Source organism: Lysobacter sp. GCM10012299 (assembly GCF_042649405.1).
In the GTDB taxonomy this organism is placed as follows: domain Bacteria; phylum Pseudomonadota; class Gammaproteobacteria; order Xanthomonadales; family Xanthomonadaceae; genus Lysobacter_J.
The window spans coordinates 51,178-74,941 of the sequence record NZ_JBHRZC010000006.1; the positions used below are offsets into that span (position 1 = coordinate 51,178).

Sequence of the window (23,764 nt, forward strand, 5' to 3'; positions counted from 1 at the left end):
CGAACCGAGGAATCCCGCGATGCCCAGGCCTCCACGTCCCGAACTCGCCGATGCCCGCCAACAAGGCCTGCACAACATCGGCGAAGCGGCGCAGCTGAGCGGTGTCAGCGCCAAGATGATCCGCCACTACGAGGGCATAGGCCTGATCCCGCAGGTCGGCCGTACGTTTGCCGGCTATCGCATCTACAGTGACGCCGACATTCATCGCCTGGGCTTCATACACCGGGCGCGCCGACTGGGCTTCCCGATGAAGCAGATCCAGGTCCTGCTTGGACTCTGGGACGATCGCAGCCGCGCCAGCTCCGAAGTGAAGAAGCTGGCGCAGGCCCATGTCGACGAACTGGAGGCGAGGATCAGCGAGATGCAGGCCATGCAACGCACACTGCAGGACCTCGCCCGTCGTTGCCATGGCGACGATCGGCCCGAATGCCCGATCCTCGACGATCTCGCCCGCGCCGATCTCGCCCGTAACGGGCCGGCCGGCAGCGACCTGCGCTGAAGCGCTACAGCACAGGCCGCACCGAAAGGTCACGCTCCCCACGCAGGGCCTGTGCGCCAGCCAGCGCCTGTTCGGCCAGTGCCCGGTCGCCCAGCGCCCGATACAGGGCAAGCATCGACCACGCAACGCGATAGTCGCTGGTGGCAAATGCGCTGAGGTCGCCCAGCACCGCCGAGGCAGGCTGGGGCTGGCCGGCATCGAGCAGCACCATCGCGTGGGCGACGCCCGCACTGACGCGCTCGTCGGGGCTTCCGCCCCGTTCGGCCTGGTCGGCCGCATGTTGCATTGCCTCGATCGATCCTGCGCGGTCGCCGCCGGCATTCGCAACGAGCGCCCGCGCGATGCTCCAGGCCACTGCGTCACCTTCGATGATGGCGCTGTTGCCCTGGCTGCGCGAGGTCCATTGCCGCGCGGTGGCGATATCGCCGGTCTGCAGCGCGGCCTGCACTGCAGCAAGCACCAGGCCTCCGTTCGTCGACGGCGATGGTGGCGGCAAGTGCCTGGCCAGGTCGGCAGCCTTTGCCTTCTCGCCCCGTGCCATCCACAGCTGCAATTGCAGTTGCATTTCCAGCAGCCCATTGCTGCCATCGCTGCCCTTGAGCGTACGCAGGCGCTCGAGGCTGCGCGCGGCCTCGTCAAGCCGGCCGTTCGCGAGCAAGGCGCGCGTCCGGGTCGCGCCGATCGAGATGGCCAGCACTGTGTCCTCCAGCGATCTGGACAGTTCGACTGAACGTTCGATCGTCGCCAGCGCCGCCGCCGGCTGGGCAAGCTTGAGTTGGGTCACCGCCCGAGAACTCAGCGTCGCCGCGAGGTAGTCGCGGACTTCGAAACGCTCGTACACGGCGATGGCGCTATCGAACTCCTGCAGCGCCTGCTCGTAGTGCCCGCGCCTGGTTTCGATGATGCCGAGGTTGGAGTCGACCATCGCCGCTTCCACCAGGTTGCCCGCCTGCTGCATGGCGATGCGGGCGCGGCCCATGTCCTGGACAGCGCCGGACATCTTGTCCTGCTCGACCTGGGCCACGCCACGACCGTTGTAGGCGTTGCCGAGCAAGCTTGGGTCGATCGACACATCCCGCGACGTCTCGAGCACCGACAGCGCTTCGGTATAACGCGTTTCCGCCGCGGGGAAGTTGCCGCGGCGTATCTCGACGGCACCCAGGCCCATTCGCGTCCTGGCTTCGGTTTCACGGTCGATCGCCCGCGCATCCAGGACCGAAGCGAAGATCGCTGCGGCCTCGTCGACGCGACCGGCCCGATACTCCAGCTGTCCTTCGCGAACGCGAAGGTGCGGGTCGCGCCGCTGATCGCCCGGTGCGGTTTCGATCAGCTGGCGCGCGGCCGCGAGCTGGCCGGAATTGAGTTCCGCATCGATTCGCTGCACGCGTTCGACCAGCGGGCTCGGCGAACCGGCGTTGCCGCTACGGCGTCCGGTTCGCTGGAGCCAGGAATCCGTTACCGCCGCAGCCGCAGTCAGTGGCGTGTTGCCCTGCGCGTCGATGACGTGCTCCTGGCCGGTCTGCAGCACGCGCAGGCGGATGCGCCAGCCGCGATTGTCGTGGATGGCCTCCGGCGCCAGCACCCATTGCGTGCCGCTATGTTGTGCAAGCTTGCGCAGCGCAGACGCATTGTCGGCGGACGGGTAACCGCTCTGCGTGCTCAGGTGCAGGGCCTGGTCGCTGGGCAACACCTTCAGGCCACTGACGCGCAGGCGGCTGGCAATGTAGTCCATCGCACCCAGTCGCACCCAGGTCGATTCGGCTTCCGCCGGAGTCACCAGCACCGGCAGCACGATCACGCTGCCGGCGAGCGGGGCTCTCGCGTCGGTGGCGGCAGGCGGCGTGCGCGACGAGTACCAGATCCATCCGGCGGCAACGACCGCGACGACCAGCGCGGCGACGACTATCGCCGTGAGGTATCGGCGATCGCGGCGACGCAACCCCTCCGACGTCGGGGTGACGGGGGTGCTTGCGAGGTCGACGACATCCGGTTCGATTTCGACCGCCTCGACGGCAACCGGTGCCGGCGCGGTCGGCGCTGCGACCTCGGCCTCGATTTCCTCGACTGGCGCGATCCAGTGGTACCCGAAACGGGACACCGTTCGCACGATCAACTGCCGGTTGCCGGTGTCGTCGAGCGCCTTGCGTGCGCGCAGCAGCGTCTGGGCGACCACCGTGTCGCTGACGTCGAGCTTGCCCCAGACCGCCGAGATGAGTTCGTCCCTGCCCACCGCGCGTTCGCGATGGGCAATCAGGTAAGCCAGGCAATCGAACGATTTTGGCGGCAGCGCTACCCGCGTCCCAAGGCGCTTGAGTTCGCGGGCTGCAGGATCAAGCTCGAATTCGCCAAACCGGTACCGCGTAAGGCGCATGCGCCCGACCTGCCTTTTGTTCGCCCCGGTGTCCCTCGCAGCACCGGGCAGCGTCGGTTTCCATCCTAAGACATACGCCCGGGAGCATGTTTCCCGGATTCTGGCTCAGAGCACGGTTCAGAGCACTTTGATGCTGAACTCGGCGACCTGCGCTGGCGCCTGGGGCGATTCCCAATCGCGCCGGTAGAGGAAGCGCAGGCGGGTCGAGCCCTTTCCGACGGCGCGGAACTGCCAGCTGTGGGTCCCGCCCTGCCCGGCAGTCGTGCCGGCGGTATCGATGGCGCCGCCGCCAGGGTCCTGCTCCATGCGCAACAGACCTGCCCCGGCGTCGGCAAGCTCCCAGCGACGCCCCGACGCGGGGCTGCCACTGAGGTTCACGCGCAACTGCTGGCCCTGTTCGAGGGCGACTGGCATCGCCACATCGCCTGCACCTATATCGACCACGCCCTCCTGCCTTGCCGCCGGGATGCGGTACAGCACCGGATCGGCCTGGACGCCCGTCTTCGGGCCGGCCAGCCACAGCCTGCCGTCATCTAGCCGACGCAGGTCCAACGCCGGTTGCCCGCCACCTGGATCAAGCCGAAAAACCATGCCGTCGCCGTGATCAGGTGACGGCAGGATGCGCCAGCGCCCCCGTTCCTCGTAGCCGAGCACCGTCTCCGCTGCGGCCACGTGGATCCGACGCAGCGAATAGCGCGTGGGCACGGCCGGTTCACCGGTCGCGTACAGCTGCAGGTCGGCACGTACCGCCGTGCAATCGCCGCACGGCAACCAGCCGATGTAGCGCCCCAGCACGTATTCGTGCGCTGCGGCCGCTCGGTCGGGGCCTACGGGAAGTGGCTGATCATGCTCGCCGCTGAAGGCCGCGACGCCGATCAGGAACAGAAGCACCAGAAAGCTGCAGTACCGCAAAGTCATTGCATTCACGCAGATGGTAAAGGCGGCCGGGGCGGAGGGCCCCGGCCGCATTCCGGTCTCAGTTGACCTTGACCTGCAGCTTCACGCCCGACGAATCGGCTGCGGCGACGATCGCGAAGTAGTAGCGACCGGCAGCCGGTGCGTTGATCACGATCGACTGGTTGGTGCCAGGACGCACCGACGCCCCGATGTTCTGCGTCGCCGTCGGTTCCGCGGCGAAGTTCGCATAGGCCTGCAGCGTGCCCTTGCCGGTGAAGGTGAGCATCTCGATGCGGGACTTGCCTGCCGGCACGTCGATCGAATACAGCTCGCTCTGGCCTGCGCCCATCGGCGGCAGCGACTCGATCGCATTGGCGGTCAGCGGACGTGCGACCAGCGGCTGGCCGAAGGTCTTGGCCCGCTGCACGGCAGCGGCGGCATCAAGGATGCCCACGCCAATGGTCTTGGTCGCATCGGGCTTGACCGGGAACGGCCGCGCCGATGCCTTGAGCATGCCTTCGATCACGCCAGGCGTCAGCGGTTGCGGTGCCACGCTCTGCATCAGCGCGACAACGCCCGAAACGTGCGGCGTCGCCATCGACGTTCCGGTCATTCCGACGTAGCGATCGCCTTCCGGCGTGGTCGCGCCGGTGTTGTGCGTCGACCAGATGTAACCGTTCGGCGTGCCCTCGGTGCCGGCACCGCCCGGGGCGGCCAGGTCGACGCCCGGACCGTAGTTGGAGTAGCTGGCGCGCTGCCCGGAATACCCCGTTGCCCCCACCGTGACCACGTTGGCGCAGCTGGCCGGCGCGTGCCCGGCGACGTCGGAGTTGTCGTTGCCCGCGGCGACCACGACGGTTGCGCCCAGCGACACCGCCTTGTCGATTGCTGCCTGCGTTTCGACTTCGCAGGCATGCTCGCCGCCGAGGCTGAGGTTGATCACCTCGGCCGGATTGGGATTGGCCGGCACGCCGTCGACAGTGCCACCGGCTGCCCACACGATCGCGTCGTTGATGTCGGAGGTGTAACCGCCGCAACGGCCCAGTGCGCGCACCGGCACGACCTTGGCGTTGTAGGCGATGCCGGCGCCGCCGACGCCGTTGTTGGTGGTTTCGGCGATGGTGCCGGACACATGCGTGCCGTGCCAGCTGCTGTTGCTGGCGGCCGAACCGGCACCGCAGTCGCCGGCGGCGGTTGCGTCGCCCAGGTCCCAGCCGCCGGGTGCGCGTTCGTCGGTGCCACGCCGCGACATGAAGCCATCGGTGATGAAGTCGTAACCCGGCAGCAGGTTGCCGATGAGGTCGGCATGCGCGGTCGCGCCGGTGTCGATGACGGCGACGACGATGCCGGCGCCGGTCGCGCCTGCATCCCAGGCCGAGGTCACGCGCGCACCGCCGGCGCCGGTGCCGTAGTGCCACATCTGGTGCGTGGCGAGCATCGGGTCGTTGGGCATCGCGGCCGGATGCATGATCGCGTCGACGCTGACGGATTCGACGTTCGGATCGGCGGCGATCTCGCGCATCAGCGCTTCGGCTTCGGCCCGCTGCAACGGCTGCGAAGCCTTGACGACATGCTTGCCACCGAAGGTCGCACGCAGGGTATTCACGCGCAGCGCGGCGGTGCCCTTCAGGCCGGCGACCTTGGCGCCCATCTGCGGGCGAGCGCGGCCGGCGGCCGCGTCGAGAGCGCGCTGGCGCGCGGCCGGCTGGACGCGCTCGGCGCTGCCGTCGCGATACTTGACGATGAAGCGCGGCGAGACGGCGGCATCGTCGATCGAGGTCAGGTCGACGGTGCCGGCGAACACCGGCGCGCAGGCGCCTGCGATCAGCAGGCTGAGAACGGTACGGCGGAGAGTCATGGTGTGTTCCTACGAATGCGAAGAGAGGTCACGGCGCCCTCGACGGGCGCCGTGCATTTCCGTGGAGAGGCTTAGAGATCGATGCCGAAACCGACGCCGGCCGAGCTGTCGTCGTTGCTGAAAGCGCCGCCGATGCTCATCGAGGCGCGATCACCGATGGCCTTGGAGTAGCCCACCGACAGCGCGCTTTCGCCGTTCTGCCAGCCGGCACCCACGGCGACGCGGCCATGCGGGCTGCGCGAGTTGGCGGCGTTGATCGACATGTTCATCATGGCCGCGCTCATCGCGCCCATGCGATCAATGCGCTCGTCCTGCTTGCCGATGCGGTAGTCGAGATCGCTGAACTGATCCGACAGGCCCTGCAGGCGGCTGTCGGTGTAGCTGTTGGCTCGGGTCAGCGTCTGCGTCGCGGTGGTGTCGGTGTACGCATTCGCAGTGGCCAGCGTCTGCGCATCCCCCGCCTGAACCTGGGCGACATTGGCCGCGTCGGTCGCGGCAGTGCCGGCGGCGACGTTCGTGACGCGACGCTGGCTGCCGGCATTTCCGACCGACACGGTGTTGGCCTGGTCGGCGACCGAGCCCTGGCCCAGTGCCACCGAACCGGCGGCCGTGGCCGAAGCGCCCTGGCCGACCGCCGTTGCGGAAGCGGCGGTGACCGACGTGTCGGCACCCACCGCCACGGCATTGGTGGCGGCTGCGGCAATCGTGGCGTTGCTGCCGACCGCCGTGCTGCCATCGGCGGCCACCGTGGCGCCGGTGCCGATCGCGGTATCGCCCGCGTCGGTTGCGACACTGCCCTGACCGACCGCCAGCCCGTTGCCCGAACCCATCGGTGCCCCGCCACCCTCGCCTGCGTGGTACGCCTGCTCGATGACGTTGAAGCGATTTCCCAGGCCGGTCAGCGCTGCGTCCATTGCACCGAGCGCATCGCCGATGGTGTGGAAGCTGCCTCCCTGGATGGCGAACGTCGGCACGCTCCACAGCCCCGTCCCGCTGCGGGTGGCACCACCTCCGATCAGCGATGCGATCGACTCGAGCTGGCCGATGTTGGCTGCGTCACCGGCATTGATGCCATTGCCGACATTGGCGATGACCGTTCCGGCGCTGCCGCCAAGTGTCACGCGCTCCTTGCCTGCAGCGTCGTCGTACTTCACTGCAGCGGCATCAAGGTCGCCGACGGCTCCGCCGATACCGGCAATGGCGACATCAAGCTGGCCCTTGTTGACGGCATCCGTCGCTTCGGTACCGGCAGCGACGTTGGTGATCTGGCGCTCCGCTCCCAGCGCGCCCACCGAAACCGAGCCGTCGCGGTCGGCAATCGAACCGCTGCCGATGGCGACGCTGTTGTCGGCGACGGCTGCGGCCGATGCGCCGACGGCGACACTGTCGGCACCACCGGCAAAGCTGTTGTAGCCCGATGCCAGGCTGTTGGTGCCGACGGCAAATGCATTGGTGCCCACGGCCGTGGCGTAGTCGCCCGACGCCATGGCGTAGGCGCCCAGAGCGCTCGAGTACTGGTTTAACGCCTGGCTGCCATCGCCATACGCGGTGGCCGAATCAGCTGCGGCGATGCTGGCGTTGCCGCTGGCGATGGCGTTGATGCCTTCCGCGTCGGCACCGGTACCAAGCGCTATCGCGCCGTCGGCCATGGCCGCAGCCTGCCCGCCAATGGCCATGGCGTTGTTGATGTCGGCGGTACCACCGCTGCTGCCGACGTGCGCACCGTTGCCGAATGCGGTGTTGCCGGTGCCGAAGCCGCCCCAGGCCTCGGCATTCATGCCGATGGCAATGTCTTCCTTCCAGGTGGCGATGGCGAAGTTGCCGATGGCCAGGCTGTCCATGCCCCAGGCCACGCTCTGCTGGCCAACGGCGATTGCCCTTGCGTCGTGGGCCTGGCTCTGCTGGCCGATCGAAACGCTGGCATGGCCGCCGGCGTTGGCGACGAAGCCCAATGCCACCGAACCGTTGATCACGGTCGGGTCGGTCGAGCCGTACGCGCCGGTGGGCTGGTTCGGATTGGAGGTGTCACGGTCGCCGGTGCTGGAACCGCCACCGACGGCGACATCGTAGTTGGCCCAGGTGTAGGAACCGCCGCCGAACGACTGCGAGCCGATGCCGAGCGCGACCGCGCGGCCATACGGGCTGGTACCAGCGTCGGGCTTGGGGGCGTTGCCGAAGGCCGCGCCGATATCGAGGTAGCTGCCGATGGCGGTCGAACTGGGACCGATGGCATAGGAGTTCAGGCCGATCGCCGTGGACTTGTTGCCGTACGCCCAGGCGCTGTAGCCCAGCGCCGTGCCCGAACCACGCACCGCAACCGCAGTGCCGCCGACCACCGTCGAGTTCTGGTCCTTGATCACCGGATCGTACAGCTGCAGACCCGTCACCGGGTCGACGAGGAAGGTGCCTTTGACCGGGTCGACCTTGGGCAGGATCGTGTCGCCCATCGTCTGCGCACCGTTGCCGATCACGACGTTGTTGGTGCCCTGCGACGCGGCACTGGTGCCGATCACGGTGGAGTTGGTGGCCGGACCCGGGACGTTGACCACGAATGCCTGGCCGAAGCCGGTGACGACCGAGGAGACCTTGGCTTCGGCGCGTGCATTGGTGCCCATCACGATCGTGCCGTTGCCGTTGGCGCGGGCGCCGTTGCCGATGGCGATGGCGTTGGCGACGGGACCGGCGAGATCGGTGCGGGTCATCGTGGTGACGCCGGCGGTTGTCGTCGCCGAGACACCACTGATCACCATTTCGGTAGTGGCGCCGGTGCCCAGGGCGATGTTGTTGGCGCCGTTGGTGCGCGCCTGGTTGCCCATCGCGACGCTGTTGGCCTGGTTGCCGGCCGCCGGGGTCGGCGCAGTGGTCGTGGTGGTCACCGTGTTCGGCGTGCCCTGGACCGTGGTGGTGGTGGTCGTGCGCTGGGCCTGGGTCTGCGACTGGTTGCCGATGGCGATGCTGTTGTCGGTGTTGGCCACCGACTGCACGCCGATCGCGACCGTGCCCTTGCCCAGCGCCTGGGTGGCAGCGCCTACCGCGGTGGCGTTGTCGCCGTTGGCCCAGGTGATTTCGTTCGGGTCGACGAGGCCGTCGCCATCGAGGTCCACCCACGAACCCAGGGCGGTGGTGTTCTTGCCGCTGGCCTTGGACTCGTCGCCGATGGCGGTGGCGCGGTCGCCGATGGCCTTGGCACGCGGGCCGCAGGCAAGCGCGTCTGCGCCCGGGGCGGTGCTGTCGACCGGGATCGTGGCCCCCGTTGCGTCGACCAGCTGGCAATTGGCGCCGGCGAATGCCGGTGCGGACAGGGCGGACAACAGGGCGATGGTCAGTACGCGGCGCTGCAGTCGGCGCTGCTGGTTGCTGTGGATTGGCATGACGGCTCTCGAGTGGATTGGACGGGGTCGGCGCGGCGCCATTGCGCCCCCCTGCCGAAAATCCCCGTCCCCACCGTGGCAAGCCCCTGCCCGGCGAACATGAAAGTCGCCTTACAAACCACCCCCATCGCATAACAAAGCGATGACAAAGCCACAACAAGCCAATGAATTCATTGGCTTTCACGCCCTGGACCGGCCGCCAGGCCTCGCGGTCAACGCGCCTGCGCGGCGCGCTCGATCATCTTCGCGACGGCCGCGGCGTGGGAGACCATCACCACGTGCGATGCCCCGGCAACGACCTCGGTCTGCTTCGAGCCGGCGCGCTTGGCCATGAATCCCAGGGCCTGCGGCGGAATGTTCTTGTCCTTGTCGCCGTAGATGAACCACGACGGGACGCTGCTCCAGGCGGGCGGGCCAGCCTTCTCGTTGAGCGCGGCCTCGGTGATCGGACGCTGCGTCGCCGCCATCAGTGCCGCCTCGGCCGCCGGCACGTCAGCGGCGAACTGCGCGTGGAATTTGTCCTGCTGGATGTAGAGATCGGCGCCACCGCCGGTCAGCTTCACCGGCGGGGCCAGCGTCGGACCCAGCGTGCTGCCGGGGAACTTGCCGGACAGCCCGGCCGCCGTCTCCCCCGCTTCCGGAGCGAACGCGGCGACGAACACCAGTGCCTGAACATTGCCGTGGCCCCGCGCGGCCGCGGAGATGACGCTGCCGCCGTAGGAGTGCCCCACCAGGACCACTGGCGTGGTCACGCTTGCCACGACGTCGGACACGTACTGGCCATCGCTGGCGACACCGCGCAGCGGATTGGCCACGGCCACCACCGGATAGCCATCCTTCTTCAGTATCTCGATGACGCGGTTCCAGCTCGATGCATCGGCAAAGGCGCCGTGCACGAGGATGACGGTGGGTTTCGTCGCCTGCGCCGCGGCACTACCGGCTACAAGGCTGCCGGCGGCCAAGGCCAGCGCGACCAACAAGGTCTTCATTGCGGAACTCCCGAGGCTGAACTACAGGTGGGGGAAAGCACGTGGGAAAAAGCACGGCTTGATTCGAGCACGCCGTCGCGACGCCCGGAACCTGCGCGGATGGCAACGCCATGGTTCCCGGGACGCACGGTCTGCCAATGCGTCATCGCTTCGCGGCGGCTATCCGTTCGGCAATGGCATCGCGCAGCGCCTCGACCGGCCCGTCGAAGCGCACCGAGTCGAGGAAGAACGATGGCGTGCCGTTGACGCCGCTGCGCACGCCGCCGTTGAAGTCGTTGCGGATCTTCTCGCCGAAGGCATCGGCCTGGATGGCGTCGCGAAGCTCGACCGGATCCAGCCCGAGCCGACTGACCACTTCCACGTACAACGGCGCGCCAAGATCCTCCTGGTTCTCGTACAGCATGTCGTGCGCTTCCCAGAAGCGGCCCTTGCTCGCGGCGAATTCCGCGGTGGCGGCCGCGCTGGCGGCATTGGGATGTATCTGGGTGATCGGGAAGTTGCGGAACACGAAACGCAGGTCCTGCGCGAATTCCGCCTGCAGCGCCTTCACTTGCGGATACGCATCGCCGCAATAGGGACACTGGTAATCCCCGTACTCGACCAGCGTCACCGCAGCATCTTCGTTGCCTTGGATGTGATCGTCCGGGCCTACCGGAATCTTGAGGTTTGCCATGACGTGCCTACCCTGCCTTGCCGGATGATTGCGCCTGGAGCTTGTCCAGCGCATCGAGGATGCCGTCGGCACCCGGATTGACCGCGGTAGGCGAGAGGTAACTCCAGGCGATCACGCCGTCCTTGTCCACCACGAACAACGCCCGCCGCGTCATGCCGTGCTGCGCATCGTAGGCACCGTAGCGTCGCGCCACTTCCCCTTTCGGCTCGAAGTCCGCCAGCAGGTTGAAGCGGAGATGGCGGTCCTGGGCGAAGGCCTGATGGCACCAGACGCTGTCGACGGAAATTCCCAGCAACGTCGCGCCCGCTTCCTTGAACGCTGGCAGCACTTCGTTGTACAGCGCCATCTGATCGCCGCAGACCGGGCTCCAGTCCGCTGGATAGAACGCGAGGATCACCGGACGCCCGCGCAGTTCGCTCAACGACAATGTCTGGTCGGGCGTGGCATTGAGGGTGAAGTCCGGCGCCATCGTGCCGGCAGGCAAGATGGTTTCAGGCGTCGGATTCGGACGGGACTCGGCAGCTGACATGGCAACGTCCTGCATATCGGCGTATCGCGGCATTGCTGCCGAATATGCCCCGGCCGTTGTTAAAGGCTTGCGTAGGCCGGGTGCGCCAGGTAGTCCCAATACTCCTGCTTCGCTGATGCGAGGACAAACCCGTCGCGATCGAGTTCGATGCCAGTGATGGACACGATTCGATAGTCAAGGGATGCGAAGAAATCGAAGATGTCCGCGCTCGTATGATCGTAGTTGATCAACGATGCGTCGCCGCATTCGAAGCTGACGATAGGCCGGTAGCGCGTGATCACTTCGCGTCCGCCGCGCAGCACCCCAAGCTCACCACCCTCGCAGTCGATCTTGATGAAACGCAGGTCGCCCAGTTCGTCGGTGAACTCATCGAGCCTGCGAACGGCGACCGTCAGTCGCTCCGTGGTCACGACCTGGTCGTAGGTACGTTCGCGAAGCCCGGAGTAACCGGGGGATTCGACCACCATGACGAACTCGGCCTGGCCAGTGCTGTCGGCCAGGGCGCATTGATGCAGCTCGACCCTGGCCGAGCGCGAGTCGTTGTTGATCCTCTCACGCAGATGCGCCGCCAATGCGGGAAGGGGCTCAAAGGCCAGCACCCGGCCGGAGGGGCCGCAGCACTCCATAAGCGGAATCGTATGGCGCCCGGCATGCGCGCCAACGTCGACGCAGACATCGCCTGGCTGCAGGAAGCGCCGATAGGTTGCTTCCAGCATTCCCTCAAAATCGCTCATCGCCGTCTCCTCAATTCTGATCAGTGTCCTGGCCAGTTCCATTCGGGATGCAGCTTCAGGTGTGCGCTGGCGAGCCGGCACACATCGCACGCCTTCAACGGCGCGCGCAAACACGGAAGAAATATTTGCGCGTCCACGCCCAACACTTGTGCTGACGCGGTTGCCGCCGTGAACGCCCCTGGAGCTGCCGCAGCGTAACCCACTCGAACTGGCTTGGCATCAGAGCCAAAGATCGCCCAAAACAATTAGGGCCGCCTCTCGGCAGCCCTAAGTGCTTGTTCTAATTGGCGTCCCCACGGGGATTCGAACCCCGGTCGCTACCGTGAAAGGGTAATGTCCTAGGCCTCTAGACGATGGGGACAAAACTTGGTTGTAAAACTCTTTGGCACACATCCCATCGAAGAGGTCGAAGAGATGGTGGAGCCAGGCGGGATCGAACCGCCGACCTCCTGCATGCCATGCAGGCGCTCTCCCAGCTGAGCTATGGCCCCACGTGTGCTGGAAAGACGAAAATTCTAGCGGGCGTTCAGCGATGTCGTCAAGCGTTCGCTGCCAGATTTTTTTCGTCGTGTCCGCCAGCGGCTGTGCCGGCGTCAACGGGGCGCAATGTTGCCACACCATGTCCCCGCTCCGCTAGATACTCGAGCCACTTTCCGAGAAACGTGTTCATCTGCGTGCGGTGGTCGAGCACTTCGGCGGGCGGCGGGTACATGCCGATCGCGTCCTGCCAGCGCCGCCCGACGTAGCAATGGGTGACCTCGAGCTGGCGGGCGTCGTGGTAAAGGCGCAGGAATGCCGAGGGATCGGGCTCGCCGGTGACCGGATCGCGCATCGCGTAGGTCATGCGCAGTTCGGTGGTGTAGCGGTGCTGCTCGATCACGTCCAGCTGCAGGTCCAGATAGTCGCCGGCACTGGATCGGTAGGTTCCGACCGGCAATCCCGCCAGCGGAAACATCCGCATGAACCGGTGGTGGTTTTCCGCGTAAAGACCCATCAGCCAGCCGAAGCGGCTGAGGCGGGGAATGCGTGCGCTGCGTGTGGCCAGGGACGTCATCATGCACTCGATCCTACACGCCACGACGCCTGTGCGGCAGCGTTGACGCCCTGCCCCGGTAGGCCTACGGTAAGCATTCCTCGCGTTGCTTTTTCGAAGCCGTTTGCGAAGGTATTCCCGGGCCGCTTTGCAGGCCTTCCCACCGGGGTTTGCGCGCCGCAACGGCGCTTCAGAACATCTCGCGGTGGATTCCCAGCGTCGTCAGCACCTTGCTCGAGATCTCCTCGATCGAGGTATGGGTCGTGCTCAGCGTCGGGATCCTCTCTGCGCGGAACATCATTTCTGCCGCGGAAACCTCGCGTTTGCACGTTTCCAGCTGCGAATAACGCGAGTTCGGGCGGCGCTCCTGGCGGATCTGCTGCAGGCGCACCGGGTCGATCGTCAGCCCGAACAGCTTGTTGCGGTACGGCCGCAGGCGCGGCGGCAGGCGGTCGTGCTCCAGGTCTTCTTCGGTCAACGGGTAATTGGCGGCACGGATGCCGTAGTGCAGCGCCAGGTACACGCAGGTCGGCGTCTTTCCCGCCCGCGACACCGCCACGAGGATCAGGTCGGCATCGGCGTAGTCGACCGCCTGGCCGTCGTCATGGGTCAGGGCGAAGTTCATCGCGTTGATGCGGCGGTGATAGGTGTCGAAATCGAACATGCCGTGGGCGCGGCCGACGTAGCGCTGGCGGGTCTGCTCGAGCTCGCGCTCCAGCGGCTCGATGAAGGGCGCGAACACGTCCAGCATCAGCGCACCGCTCTCCGCCAGCGCCAGGCTGACGTCGGCATCCATGCAGGAGTTGATCACCACCGGCCGGACGCCGTGGGTCTCGGCCGCGCCGCGGATCTTCTCCGCCACTTCCCGGGCTCGCTCGATGCTGTCGACGAAGGGGATGCGGTCGGTCACGAACCGGGTTTCGGTGAACTGGGTGAGGAGGCTGTGGCCGATGGTTTCGGCGGTGATGCCCGTTCCGTCTGATACGTAGAACACCGGTCGCACGCCTGCCATGGTCCCACTCCGTCTGAATTGGCCGTTCACAATACGAAAAACCCCGTCGAATCAAGCTTGTATGCATCCGACGCAGAGGCGATCATATCCGGATCACTGCGCAGGCATGTGCGCCGCCCCCTGCGCAGGCATGCGCCCCACCCCCTGGAGACCGCCCGCTTGAACGAGAACATCCTCTGGCTGCACGCGCTGCGCCTTACCGATCTGGCACGTGTCGGCGGCAAGAATTCCTCGCTCGGCGAGATGATCGGCAACCTTGCGGGGCTCGGTGTTTCCGTCCCTGGCGGCTACGCGACCACGGCCGAAGCCTTCAAGGACTTCATCGCGCACAACAACCTCCACCAGCGCATCTTCGACAAGCTCGCCACGCTCGACGTCGAGGACGTGCCGGCGCTGACCGCGGCCGGTGGCGAGATCCGCAAGTGGGTGATCGATGCACCGCTGCAGCCGCAGCTCGAGGCCGACATCCGCACCGCCTACAAGCAGCTGTGCGACGAGAACGGCGGCGGCGAAGTCGCCGTTGCGGTCCGCTCCTCGGCGACCGCCGAAGACCTGCCCGACGCCTCGTTCGCCGGCCAGCAGGAGACCTTCCTCAACGTCACCGGTGCCGACGACGTCGTGCACAAGGTCAAGGAAGTTTTCGCCAGCCTCTACAACGACCGCGCCATCGCCTACCGCGTGCACCACGGCTTCAAGCATGAGGACGTGTTCCTCTCGGCCGGCGTGCAGCTGATGGTGCGCTCCAACGTCGGTTCCTCCGGCGTGCTGTTCACGCTCGACACCGAGTCGGGTTTCCGTGACGTGGTGTTCATCACCTCCAGCTACGGCCTGGGCGAGATGGTCGTGCAGGGCGCGGTCAACCCGGACGAGTTCTACGTCTACAAGCCGACCCTGCTGCAGGGCAAGAAGGCGATCCTGCGCCGCGGCATCGGTGCCAAGCAGCAGCGCATGGTCTATTCCGACACCCCCGGTGAGCGCGTGCGCATCGAGGAGACCCCGGCCGACCTGCGCAACACCTTCTCGATCAGCGACGAGGACGTGCAGGAACTGGCCAAGCAGTCGCTCGTCATCGAGAAGCACTACGGCCGCCCGATGGACATCGAGTGGGCGAAGGACGGCGTCAGCGGCAAGCTGTTCATCGTCCAGGCCCGCCCGGAGACCGTGAAGTCGCGTGGCAAGGCCACCCAGATCGAGCGCTACCAGCTCACCAGGCGCGGCGAAGTGGTCTGCGAAGGCCGCGCGATCGGCCAGAAGGTCGGCACCGGCGTGGCCCGCGTGGTCCGCTCACTGGCCGACATGGCCCGCGTGCAGCCCGGCGACGTGCTGGTGGCCGACATGACCGACCCCGATTGGGAGCCGGTGATGAAGCGCTCGGCGGCGATCGTCACCAACCGTGGCGGCCGTACCTGCCACGCCGCGATCATCGCCCGCGAGCTCGGTGTTCCGGCCGTCGTCGGCACCGGCAACGCGCTGGACACGATCAAGGACGGCCAGGAAGTCACGATCAGCTGCGCCGAAGGCGACACCGGCTTCATCTACGACGGCGCCCTGCCCTTCGAGCGCCACACCGCCGACCTGGACAAGATGCCCGAGGCGCCGCTCAAGGTGATGATGAACGTCGCCAACCCCGAGCGCGCGTTCGACTTCGCCATGCTGCCCAACGCCGGCGTCGGCCTGGCGCGCCTGGAAATGATCATCGCCAGCCATATCGGCATCCATCCCAAGGCCCTGCTCGAATACAGCCAGCAGGACGCCGCGACGAAGAAGCAGATCGACGCCAAGATCGCCGGCTACGGCGGCGACCCGGTCGCGTTCTACGTCGACCGCCTGGCCGAAGGCATCGCCACGATCACGGCCGCGTTCGCGCCGAACCCGGTGATCGTGCGCCTGTCGGACTTCAAGTCCAACGAGTACGCCAACCTCATCGGCGGCAGCCGCTACGAGCCGCACGAAGAGAACCCGATGATCGGCTTCCGCGGCGCCAGCCGTTACGTCGACCCGAGCTTCACCGACGCCTTCGCACTGGAGTGCCAGGCGGTGCTGAAGGTGCGCGAGGAAATGGGCCTGACCAACTGCTGGGTCATGATCCCGTTCGTGCGCACGCTCGACGAAGGCCGCAAGGTGGTCGACGTGCTCAAGGCCAACGGCCTCGAACAAGGCAAGGACGGTCTCAAGATCATCATGATGTGCGAGGTTCCGTCGAACGCACTGCTCGCGGACGAGTTTCTCGAGATCTTCGACGGCTTCTCGATCGGTTCCAACGACCTCACCCAGCTCACCCTGGGCCTGGACCGCGACTCGGGCATCGTCGCCAAACTGTTTGACGAGCGCGACCCGGCAGTCAAGAAGCTGCTGGCGATGGCCATCTCGACCGCGCGCGCCAAAGGCAAGTACGTCGGCATCTGCGGCCAGGGCCCGAGCGATCACCCGGATCTTGCCGAGTGGCTGATGGACCAGGGCATCGAGTCCGTCTCGCTGAACCCCGACACCGTCGTCGACACCTGGCTGCGTCTGGCGAAGGCCAAGGCCAAGTCGAAGGCCGCTTGAAGTCCACGGCGAAATGACGAACTGCTAACGCCCGTGAAGTCAGAATCGTCTTAAACCTGACGCCCCGCTCATGCGGGGCGTCGCATTTTGAAGGAGGCGAACCTTGACGCTCGAACAACTGGCCAACCAACTGCAACGCGCCGACGACTGGACCGATGTCGCCGTCGAATGGGGCGTGCGCCTGGGCGCCGCGCTGCTGGCGCTCTACATCGGCATCCAGGTCTCGAAGTGGCTCGCTCGTGCCGTCTCGCGCGCACTGACGCGCGCCCACGTCGAGCCCACGGCGCAGCAGTTCCTGAGCCGCGTCACGTACGTGCTGATCCTGATGGTGTTCGTGCTGGCGATCCTGCAGATCTGCCTGAAGGTCGAGCCGACGTCGCTGTTCGCCCTGCTCGGCGCGGCCGGCCTGGCGATCGGCCTGGCCATGAAGGACTCGCTGTCCAACGTCGCCTCGGGCGTGATGCTGGTGACCCTCAAGCCGTTCCGCGTCGGCGACATCGTCGACATCGGCGGCAAGAGCGGCCGGGTCGAATCGGTCAGCATCTTCCAGACCAAGCTGCGCGGCGCCGACAACCAGACGATCGTGCTGCCCAACAGCCTGATCACGACCGCGCCGATCATCAACCTCACGCCGGACACGGTCCGCCGGATCGAACTGATCATCGGCATCGGTTACAACGACAGCATCGAGGCGGCACGCGCGGCGGTGCTGGCGATCATGCATGCCGACAAGCGGATCCACGCCGAGCCCGCGCCGGACGTGGTGGTCTACGAGCTGGCCGACAGCGCGGTGAAGCTGGGCATCCGCTGCCATGTCAGCAATACCGACCACTTCAGCACCAAGTGCGATCTCAACGAGCGCATCAAGGCCGCCTTCGACCGCGACGGCATCAGCATTCCCTACCCGCAGCGCGACGTCCGCATGTACCACCACGTGGCAGCGGACCAGGGCGTGAAAGTGGTAGTGACCAAACCCGACTGACACCCCGTAGCCCGGGTAAGCGAAGCGCACCCGGGTTGATGCATGTCCGACTACGCAGGGCCCCGGGTGCGCTTCGCTTACCCGGGCTACGGCGCTACAGGCCGCCCAGCTTGCCCATCGACATGCGGTAGTGGCGCAGCTCGGCAATGGAGTCATGCACGTCGCTGAGCGCCGTATGCCTTGCATCCTTGGCGACGCCGGCCAGCACCTCGGGCGCCCAGCGCCGGGCCAGTTCCTTGACCGTGCTGACGTCGAGGTTGCGGTAATGGAAATAGCGTTCCAGCCGCGGCATCAGGCGATGCAGGAAGCGGCGGTCCTGGCAGATCGAGTTGCCGCACATCGGCGAACGGCCGGCCGGCACCCAGTGCGCGAGGAACGCCAGCGTGCTCGCTTCGGCCTCGGCCAGGGTCACCTTGCTCTCGACGACGCGCTTCCACAGCCCGGACTTGCCGTGCTGGTTGCGGTTCCATTCGTCCATGGCTTCCAGGCGCGACACCGGATGCACGATGGCCAGCTCCGGCCCTTCGGCCAGGATGTTGAGCTGCTTGTCGGTCACCAACGTGGCGATCTCGAGGATCGAATCGTTGTCGGTATCCAGGCCGGTCATTTCCAGATCGATCCAGATCAGATGCTCGTCGTTGGTCGCTGCCATGGGCTCGCACTGAAGGGATGTCGGTAGCATCATACAGCCAGCCCGCACCCGCGCCCCCGCAACGCAGTCACGGAATCCGCATGCCCTCACCCGTCGCGATCGACCCGTCGCACTACGCCGTCGTCTCGGCGATGATCACGCCGGCGTTCTTCCTGACCGCCGCCAGCTCGCTGCTGATCTCATCGAACAACCGCCTGGCGCGTGTGGTCGATCGCATGCGCAGCGAGATCGAGGTGTTGAGCGCCACCGAACAGGGGCCGGCCCGGGTCGCGCTGGAAGCACGCATCGCCACCCACCGCCGCCGCTCCTACCTGGTGCTGGCGTCGGTGCGGATGCTGTACGCGTCGATCAGCGCCTTTGTCGGCACCAGCCTGGGCATCGCCGTGGATGCGTTCCTGGGTTATCGGCTCGACCTGCTGCCGACCGGCCTGGCCATGATCGGCGTGCTGCTGATGTTCGCCGCGTCGCTGTGCCTGGGGCGCGAGGCCAAGCTCGGCCTGCACATGCTCGACCTGGAGCTCAACGAGCAACTGGCCAAGGACAGGATCGACCTGCGCAACGATTGACTGACCTCCCCTTCTCCCGCTCGCGGGAGAAGGTGCCCGAAGGGCGGATGAGGGCGCTCAGACTTTTCCGCGTTTGCGGCGGAAATAGGCGGTCAACCGCGCACCGGCCTCTTCACCCAGCACGCCGCCGTGCACCTGCACGCGATGGTTGTGGCGCGGATCGGCGAGCAGGTCGAACACACTGCCCGCGGCCCCGGTCTTGGGGTCGGTCGCGCCGTACACCACCCGCGCCACCCGTGCGTGCACCATCGCCATCGCGCACATCGCGCACGGCTCCAGGGTCACGTACAACGTCGCGCCAAGCAGGCGGTGGTTGCCGAGCCTGCGCCCGGCCTGGCGCATCGCCACGATCTCGGCGTGCGCGGTCGGGTCCTGCTCGGTGATGTTGCGGTTCCAGCCTTCGCCGAGGACTTCGCCGTCGGCAGATACCAGCACGGCACCGACCGGAATCTCGTCGTCCTCATGCTCGGCGCGATCGGCCAGCGCCAGCGCATGCCGCATCCAGCGCTCGTCTGCCGCAACGAGCGTGTCAGCGTCCGCAGGCGGCTGGAACGAGGACATCACTCCCACTCGATGGTCGCGGGCGGCTTGCCACTGATGTCATAAACCACGCGAGAAACACCGCGCAACTCATTGATAATTCGGTTGGAAACCTTGCCGAGGAAGTCGTACGGCAGGTGTGCCCAATGCGCCGTCATGAAGTCGATGGTCTCGACCGCGCGCAGCGCGATCACCCATTCGTAGGCGCGGGCATCGCCGACCACGCCGACTGACTTGACCGGCAGGAACACGGCGAACGCCTGGCTGGTGCGGTCGTACAGATCGGCCTTGCGAAGTTCTTCGATGAAGATGTGGTCGGCCTTGGCCAGCAGCTCGGCGTACTCGCGCTTGACCTCGCCGAGGATGCGCACGCCCAGGCCCGGGCCCGGGAACGGATGGCGGTACACCATCGCGCGCGGCAGGCCGAGCTCGACGCCCAGGCGCCGCACTTCGTCCTTGAACAGCTCGCGCAGCGGCTCGACCAGGCCGAGCTTCATGTCTTCCGGCAGGCCACCCACGTTGTGGTGGCTCTTGATCACGTGCGCCTTGCCGGTCTTGCTGCCGGCCGACTCGATCACGTCCGGGTAGATCGTGCCCTGTGCCAGCCACTTGGCGTTGGCGAGCTTTGACGACTCCTCGTCGAAGATCTCGACGAACAGGTTGCCGATGATCTTGCGCTTGGCTTCCGGGTCGCTGACGCCTTCGAGCGCCTTGAAATAGCGGTCGGCGGCATTCACGCGCACGACCTTCACGCCCATATGCTCGGCGAACATCGCCATCACCTGGTCGCCCTCGTTCCAGCGCAGCAGGCCGGTGTCGACGAACACGCAGGTCAGCTGTTCGCCGATTGCCTTGTGCAGCAGCGCCGCGACGACCGAGGAATCGACACCGCCGGACAGGCCGAGGATGACCTCGTCGGAGCCGACCTTCTCGCGCACGCGGGCGATCTGGTCGTCGATGATGTGCGCGGCGGTCCACAGCGTCTTGCAGCCGCAGATCTCGGTGACGAAGCGGCGCAGCAGGGTCGTGCCCTGCTTGGTGTGGGTCACTTCCGGGTGGAACTGCACGCCGTACCAGCGCTTGGATTCCAGCGCCATGGCCGCGACCGGGATGCGGTCGGTGACGGCGGTGACGGTCCAGCCCGGCGGCGCCTTGGCGACGTGGTCGCCGTGGCTCATCCACACGTCGATGCGCGGTTCGCCGTCGTGGTCGGACAGGCCGCCCAGCAGTGCGTCACGCGCGACCAGCTCGACTTCGGCATGGCCGAACTCGCGGGCGTCGGCGGCCTCGGTGGCGCCGCCCAGCTGCGCGGCCAGGGTCTGCATGCCGTAGCAGATGCCCAGGATCGGCAGGCCCGAATCGAACACTTCCTGCGGCGCGGCGGGCGCGCCGTGCTCGGTCGTCGACTCCGGACCACCCGACAGGATGATGCCCTTGGCGCCGTACTTCGCGATCTCGGCCGGGTCGTGGTCCCACGCCCAGATCTCGCAGTAGACGCCGATCTCGCGGATGCGGCGGGCAATCAGCTGCGTGTACTGCGCGCCGAAGTCGAGGATCAGGATCTTGTCGCTGTGGATGTCGGTCATGGAATCACGAGTTGGTTCTGGTGCCCGTCATTCCCGCGCAGGCGGGAATCCATGGACACTCGGGAATGACAATCACACATCAACCGGCGCGGTAGTTCGGCGGTTCCTTGGTGATCTGCACGTCGTGCACGTGGCTCTCGCGCGCACCGGCATTGGTGATGCGCACGAAGCTGGGCTTCTTGCGCATGTCCTCGATGGTCGCGCAGCCGACATAGCCCATCGTCGCGCGCAGGCCGCCGGCGAGCTGATGGACGACATTGCGCAGCGGGCCGCGGTAGGGCACGCGACCCTCGATGCCTTCCGGCACGAGCTTGTCGGCGTCCGACGCGTCCTGGAAGTAGCGGTCCTTGGAGCCCTGCTCCATCGCGCCGAGGCTGCCCATGCCGCGGTAGCTCTTGTAGCTGCGGCCCTGGAACAGTTCGACTTCGCCCGGCGCTTCCTCGGTGCCGGCGAACAGGCCGCCGACCATCACCGTGGAGGCACCGGCAACCAGCGCCTTGCCGATGTCGCCCGAGTAGCGGATGCCGCCGTCGGCAATCAGCGGGATGCGGTCCTGCAGCGCCTCGGCCACCATCGCCACGGCGGTGATCTGCGGCACGCCGACGCCCGCGACAATGCGCGTGGTGCAGATCGAGCCCGGGCCGACGCCGACCTTGACCGCGTCCGCGCCGTTGTCCATCAGCGCCAGTGCGGCATCGCCGGTGACGATGTTGCCGCCGATGACCTGCAACTGCGGGAAGGTCTTCTTCACCCACTTCACGCGATCGAGCACGCCCTGCGAATGGCCGTGCGCGGTGTCGACCACCACCACGTCCACGCCGGCTGCAGCCAGCGCTTCGATGCGCGCCTCGGTGTCGCCACCGACGCCAACGGCGGCGCCGACCAGCAGGCGTTCGCTGCTGTCGTAGGCGGCGTTGGGGTTGTCGGATTTCTTCTGGATGTCCTTGACGGTGATCAGGCCGCGCAGCTCGAAGCCGTCGTTGACCACCAGCACCTTCTCGATGCGGTGCTTGTGCAGCAGGCTCAGGACTTCCTCGTCGGTGGCGCCTTCGCGCACCGTGATGAGGCGGTCCTTCTTGGTCATGATGTGGCGGACCGGATCGTCGAGCTTCTTCTCGAAGCGCATGTCGCGGCTGGTGACGATGCCAAGCAGATGGCCGCCTTCCACCACCGGCACGCCGGAGATGTTGCGCGCGCGGGTGAGCTTGAGCACTTCGGCGATCGTGGTGTCGGGGCCGACGGTGAACGGCTCCTTGATCACGCCAGCCTCGAACTTCTTGACCGAGGCGATCTGCGCCGCCTGCGCCTGCACGCTCATGTTCTTGTGGATGATGCTGATGCCACCCAGCTGTGCCATGGCGACCGCGAGACGGGCTTCGCTGACCGTGTCCATTGCCGCCGACAGGATCGGCAGACGGATGTTGAGGTCGCGGGTGAGGCGGGTCGTGAGCGAGACGTCCTTGGGCAGGACGACCGAGTGGGCCGGGACGAGCGAGACGTCGTCGTAGGTCAGTGCTTCAGCCTGGATGCGCAGCATGGGCAAGGGCCAGAAAGGATGAAGCAAGCAATTGTAACCCGGAAGGCCGCCCTGATGCGCATGTCACCGCTGGAACGCTGTGGACAGCCCGGGTCACCATGCTCAGGACACCGGCGACCAGCCCCGTCCCGAATCGGCCGCCTCCGCGGCCTCCAGCGTGTTCTGCATCAGCGTGGCCACGGTCATCGGGCCGACGCCGCCGGGGACCGGGGTGATCCAGCTGGCGCGTTCAGCCGCGGCGGCGAAACCGACGTCGCCGACCAGGCGGCCGTCGTCGAGGCGGTTGATGCCGACGTCGATCACCACCGCGCCCGGCTTCACCCATTCGCCCGGAATCAGGCCCGGGCGACCGACCGCGACAACCAGGATGTCGGCGTTGCGGATCGAAGCCTCCAGGACCTCCGGCGGGGTGAACTTGTGGCAACTGGTGACCGTGCAGCCGGCAATCAGCAGCTCCAGCGCCATCGGCCGGCCGACATGGTTGGACACGCCCACGATCGTCGCGCTCTGCCCGCGCACGGCCCGGTCGGTGTAGGCCAGCAGCGTGGTGATGCCGCGCGGCGTGCACGGGCGCAGGCCGAACTGGCGCAGGGCCAGGTGGCCGACGTTCTCGGGGTGGAAGCCATCGACGTCCTTGCGCGGGTCGATGCGGTGGATCAGGCCGGTGGCATCGCGGCGATCGGGCAGCGGCAGCTGGACCAGGATGCCGTGGACCTCGGGGTCGGCGTTGAGGCGGTCGATCAGGGCCAGCAGCTCGTCGTTGCCGGTGTCGGCCGGCAGGTCATAGTCGATGGCGCGGATGCCCACTTTTTCCGCGGCGCGACGTTTGTTGCGGACATAGACACTGGACGCCGGATCGTTGCCGACCAGCACCACCGCCAGGCCGGGGCGCGACTTGCCGGCCGCGACCCGCGCGTCGACCCGGGCCTTGAGGTTGTCGAGCAGGTCGTCGGCAATGCGCTTGCCGTCGAGGATGCGTGCGCTGGGCGTGGAGGCGGTCATGCGGTCGCTGCGTTACAGTCGAGGCCGCGCATTATCGCTTATTCGGCGACGTGTTCGCCGAAGGGAGGCCCCATGACCGACACCGACTTCGAAACCACCCAGATCGAGGCAGCCGCCTTCCGCCGCCTGCTCCAGCACCTCATGGTCGAGCGCACCGACGTGCAGAACATCGACCTGATGATCAACGCCGGCTTCTGCCGCAACTGCCTGTCCGACTGGTACCGCGAAGCCGCCGAGCACCGCGGCATCACCATGACCAAGGACGAGGCCCGCGAGGCGATCTACGGCATGCCCTTTGCGCAGTGGAAGGCCGAGCACCAGAAAGACGCCACCCCCGAACAGCTGGCCGCCTTCGAAGCGGCGCAACGCAACCACAAGGGTTGAGC

20 protein-coding genes and 2 tRNA genes are annotated in these 23,764 nt (G+C 66.8%); 5 read left to right on the plus strand and 17 right to left on the minus strand.

The window, feature by feature from the left end; genetic code table 11:
• Nucleotides 1–19 precede the first annotated feature (19 nt).
• Nucleotides 20–499: a Cu(I)-responsive transcriptional regulator gene (cueR, locus tag ACFOPO_RS15190; protein WP_386704243.1), complete on the plus strand. Its 480-nt coding sequence runs from the start codon at nucleotides 20–22 to the stop codon at nucleotides 497–499.
• A 4-nt stretch (nucleotides 500–503) separates the two neighbouring features.
• Here cueR and ACFOPO_RS15195 read toward each other — a convergent pair whose 3' ends face one another.
• From ACFOPO_RS15195 to ACFOPO_RS15250, 12 genes are all read right to left on the minus strand, one after another.
• Complete coding sequence (locus ACFOPO_RS15195) at nucleotides 504–2,870, minus strand: tetratricopeptide repeat protein (RefSeq protein ID WP_386704245.1); 2,367 nt, start codon at nucleotides 2,868–2,870, stop codon at nucleotides 504–506.
• Nucleotides 2,871–2,987: 117 nt separating this feature from the next.
• Entirely contained in the window at nucleotides 2,988–3,761 is a 774-nt protein-coding gene (locus tag ACFOPO_RS15200; protein WP_386704247.1) for a protease inhibitor I42 family protein, read from the minus strand.
• Between the two features lie 85 nt (nucleotides 3,762–3,846).
• Nucleotides 3,847–5,625 carry a S8 family peptidase gene (locus ACFOPO_RS15205; RefSeq protein WP_386704249.1) on the minus strand — a complete coding sequence of 593 codons (1,779 nt, stop codon included), beginning with the start codon at nucleotides 5,623–5,625 and terminating at the stop codon, nucleotides 3,847–3,849.
• A 71-nt stretch (nucleotides 5,626–5,696) separates the two neighbouring features.
• Nucleotides 5,697–8,996 (minus strand): YadA-like family protein, encoded by a 3,300-nt coding sequence (locus ACFOPO_RS15210; RefSeq protein ID WP_386704251.1) that lies wholly within the window; start codon nucleotides 8,994–8,996, stop codon nucleotides 5,697–5,699.
• 212 nt (nucleotides 8,997–9,208) lie between these two features.
• The gene (locus tag ACFOPO_RS15215; protein ID WP_386704253.1) at nucleotides 9,209–9,985 is read right to left on the minus strand and encodes an alpha/beta fold hydrolase; all 777 of its coding nucleotides are present in this window, start codon (nucleotides 9,983–9,985) and stop codon (nucleotides 9,209–9,211) included.
• Nucleotides 9,986–10,127: 142 nt separating this feature from the next.
• Entirely contained in the window at nucleotides 10,128–10,658 is a 531-nt protein-coding gene (locus ACFOPO_RS15220) for a DsbA family protein (RefSeq protein WP_386704255.1), read from the minus strand.
• A 7-nt stretch (nucleotides 10,659–10,665) separates the two neighbouring features.
• Nucleotides 10,666–11,187: a redoxin domain-containing protein gene (locus ACFOPO_RS15225; RefSeq protein WP_386704256.1), complete on the minus strand. Its 522-nt coding sequence runs from the start codon at nucleotides 11,185–11,187 to the stop codon at nucleotides 10,666–10,668.
• Between the two features lie 59 nt (nucleotides 11,188–11,246).
• On the minus strand, nucleotides 11,247–11,963 hold the full coding sequence (locus ACFOPO_RS15230) for an FkbM family methyltransferase (RefSeq protein ID WP_386704257.1): 717 nt from the start codon (nucleotides 11,961–11,963) through the stop codon (nucleotides 11,247–11,249).
• Between the two features lie 243 nt (nucleotides 11,964–12,206).
• Nucleotides 12,207–12,282: transfer RNA gene (locus ACFOPO_RS15235), tRNA-Glu, on the minus strand.
• Nucleotides 12,283–12,336: 54 nt separating this feature from the next.
• Nucleotides 12,337–12,412, minus strand: a tRNA-Ala gene (locus ACFOPO_RS15240).
• 47 nt (nucleotides 12,413–12,459) lie between these two features.
• Nucleotides 12,460–12,975: a DUF1249 domain-containing protein gene (locus ACFOPO_RS15245; protein ID WP_386704436.1), complete on the minus strand. Its 516-nt coding sequence runs from the start codon at nucleotides 12,973–12,975 to the stop codon at nucleotides 12,460–12,462.
• Nucleotides 12,976–13,144: 169 nt separating this feature from the next.
• Nucleotides 13,145–13,966, minus strand: coding sequence for a pyruvate, water dikinase regulatory protein (locus ACFOPO_RS15250; protein ID WP_386704259.1), 822 nt, complete (start codon nucleotides 13,964–13,966; stop codon nucleotides 13,145–13,147).
• A 159-nt stretch (nucleotides 13,967–14,125) separates the two neighbouring features.
• Here ACFOPO_RS15250 and ppsA point away from each other — a divergent pair, with 159 nt between their 5' ends.
• The gene (gene ppsA, locus ACFOPO_RS15255) at nucleotides 14,126–16,513 is read left to right on the plus strand and encodes a phosphoenolpyruvate synthase (RefSeq protein WP_386704261.1); all 2,388 of its coding nucleotides are present in this window, start codon (nucleotides 14,126–14,128) and stop codon (nucleotides 16,511–16,513) included.
• Between the two features lie 103 nt (nucleotides 16,514–16,616).
• Nucleotides 16,617–17,495 carry a mechanosensitive ion channel family protein gene (locus ACFOPO_RS15260; RefSeq protein WP_386704263.1) on the plus strand — a complete coding sequence of 293 codons (879 nt, stop codon included), beginning with the start codon at nucleotides 16,617–16,619 and terminating at the stop codon, nucleotides 17,493–17,495.
• A gap of 94 nt (nucleotides 17,496–17,589) precedes the next feature.
• On the opposite strand, the gene orn is transcribed toward ACFOPO_RS15260, so the two are convergent.
• Nucleotides 17,590–18,147: an oligoribonuclease gene (gene orn, locus ACFOPO_RS15265; RefSeq protein WP_386704265.1), complete on the minus strand. Its 558-nt coding sequence runs from the start codon at nucleotides 18,145–18,147 to the stop codon at nucleotides 17,590–17,592.
• 80 nt (nucleotides 18,148–18,227) lie between these two features.
• Here orn and ACFOPO_RS15270 point away from each other — a divergent pair, with 80 nt between their 5' ends.
• A complete protein-coding gene (locus tag ACFOPO_RS15270; protein ID WP_386704267.1) occupies nucleotides 18,228–18,713 on the plus strand; it encodes a DUF2721 domain-containing protein in 486 nt (161 codons plus the stop codon).
• A 57-nt stretch (nucleotides 18,714–18,770) separates the two neighbouring features.
• On the opposite strand, the gene tadA is transcribed toward ACFOPO_RS15270, so the two are convergent.
• From tadA to folD, 4 genes are all read right to left on the minus strand, one after another.
• A complete protein-coding gene (gene tadA, locus ACFOPO_RS15275; RefSeq protein ID WP_386704269.1) occupies nucleotides 18,771–19,274 on the minus strand; it encodes a tRNA adenosine(34) deaminase TadA in 504 nt (167 codons plus the stop codon).
• Nucleotides 19,274–20,839 (minus strand): glutamine-hydrolyzing GMP synthase, encoded by a 1,566-nt coding sequence (guaA, locus tag ACFOPO_RS15280; protein ID WP_386704271.1) that lies wholly within the window; start codon nucleotides 20,837–20,839, stop codon nucleotides 19,274–19,276. The genes tadA and guaA overlap by 1 nt, the downstream gene beginning before the upstream one ends.
• A gap of 79 nt (nucleotides 20,840–20,918) precedes the next feature.
• Nucleotides 20,919–22,376, minus strand: coding sequence for an IMP dehydrogenase (gene guaB / locus ACFOPO_RS15285; protein WP_386704273.1), 1,458 nt, complete (start codon nucleotides 22,374–22,376; stop codon nucleotides 20,919–20,921).
• Between the two features lie 102 nt (nucleotides 22,377–22,478).
• A complete protein-coding gene (gene folD, locus ACFOPO_RS15290) occupies nucleotides 22,479–23,378 on the minus strand; it encodes a bifunctional methylenetetrahydrofolate dehydrogenase/methenyltetrahydrofolate cyclohydrolase FolD (protein ID WP_386704275.1) in 900 nt (299 codons plus the stop codon).
• Between the two features lie 72 nt (nucleotides 23,379–23,450).
• On the opposite strand from folD, the gene ACFOPO_RS15295 reads away from it, so the two are divergent.
• Entirely contained in the window at nucleotides 23,451–23,762 is a 312-nt protein-coding gene (locus tag ACFOPO_RS15295) for a DUF1244 domain-containing protein (protein WP_386704276.1), read from the plus strand.
• The last annotated feature ends 2 nt before the right edge of the window (nucleotides 23,763–23,764 follow it).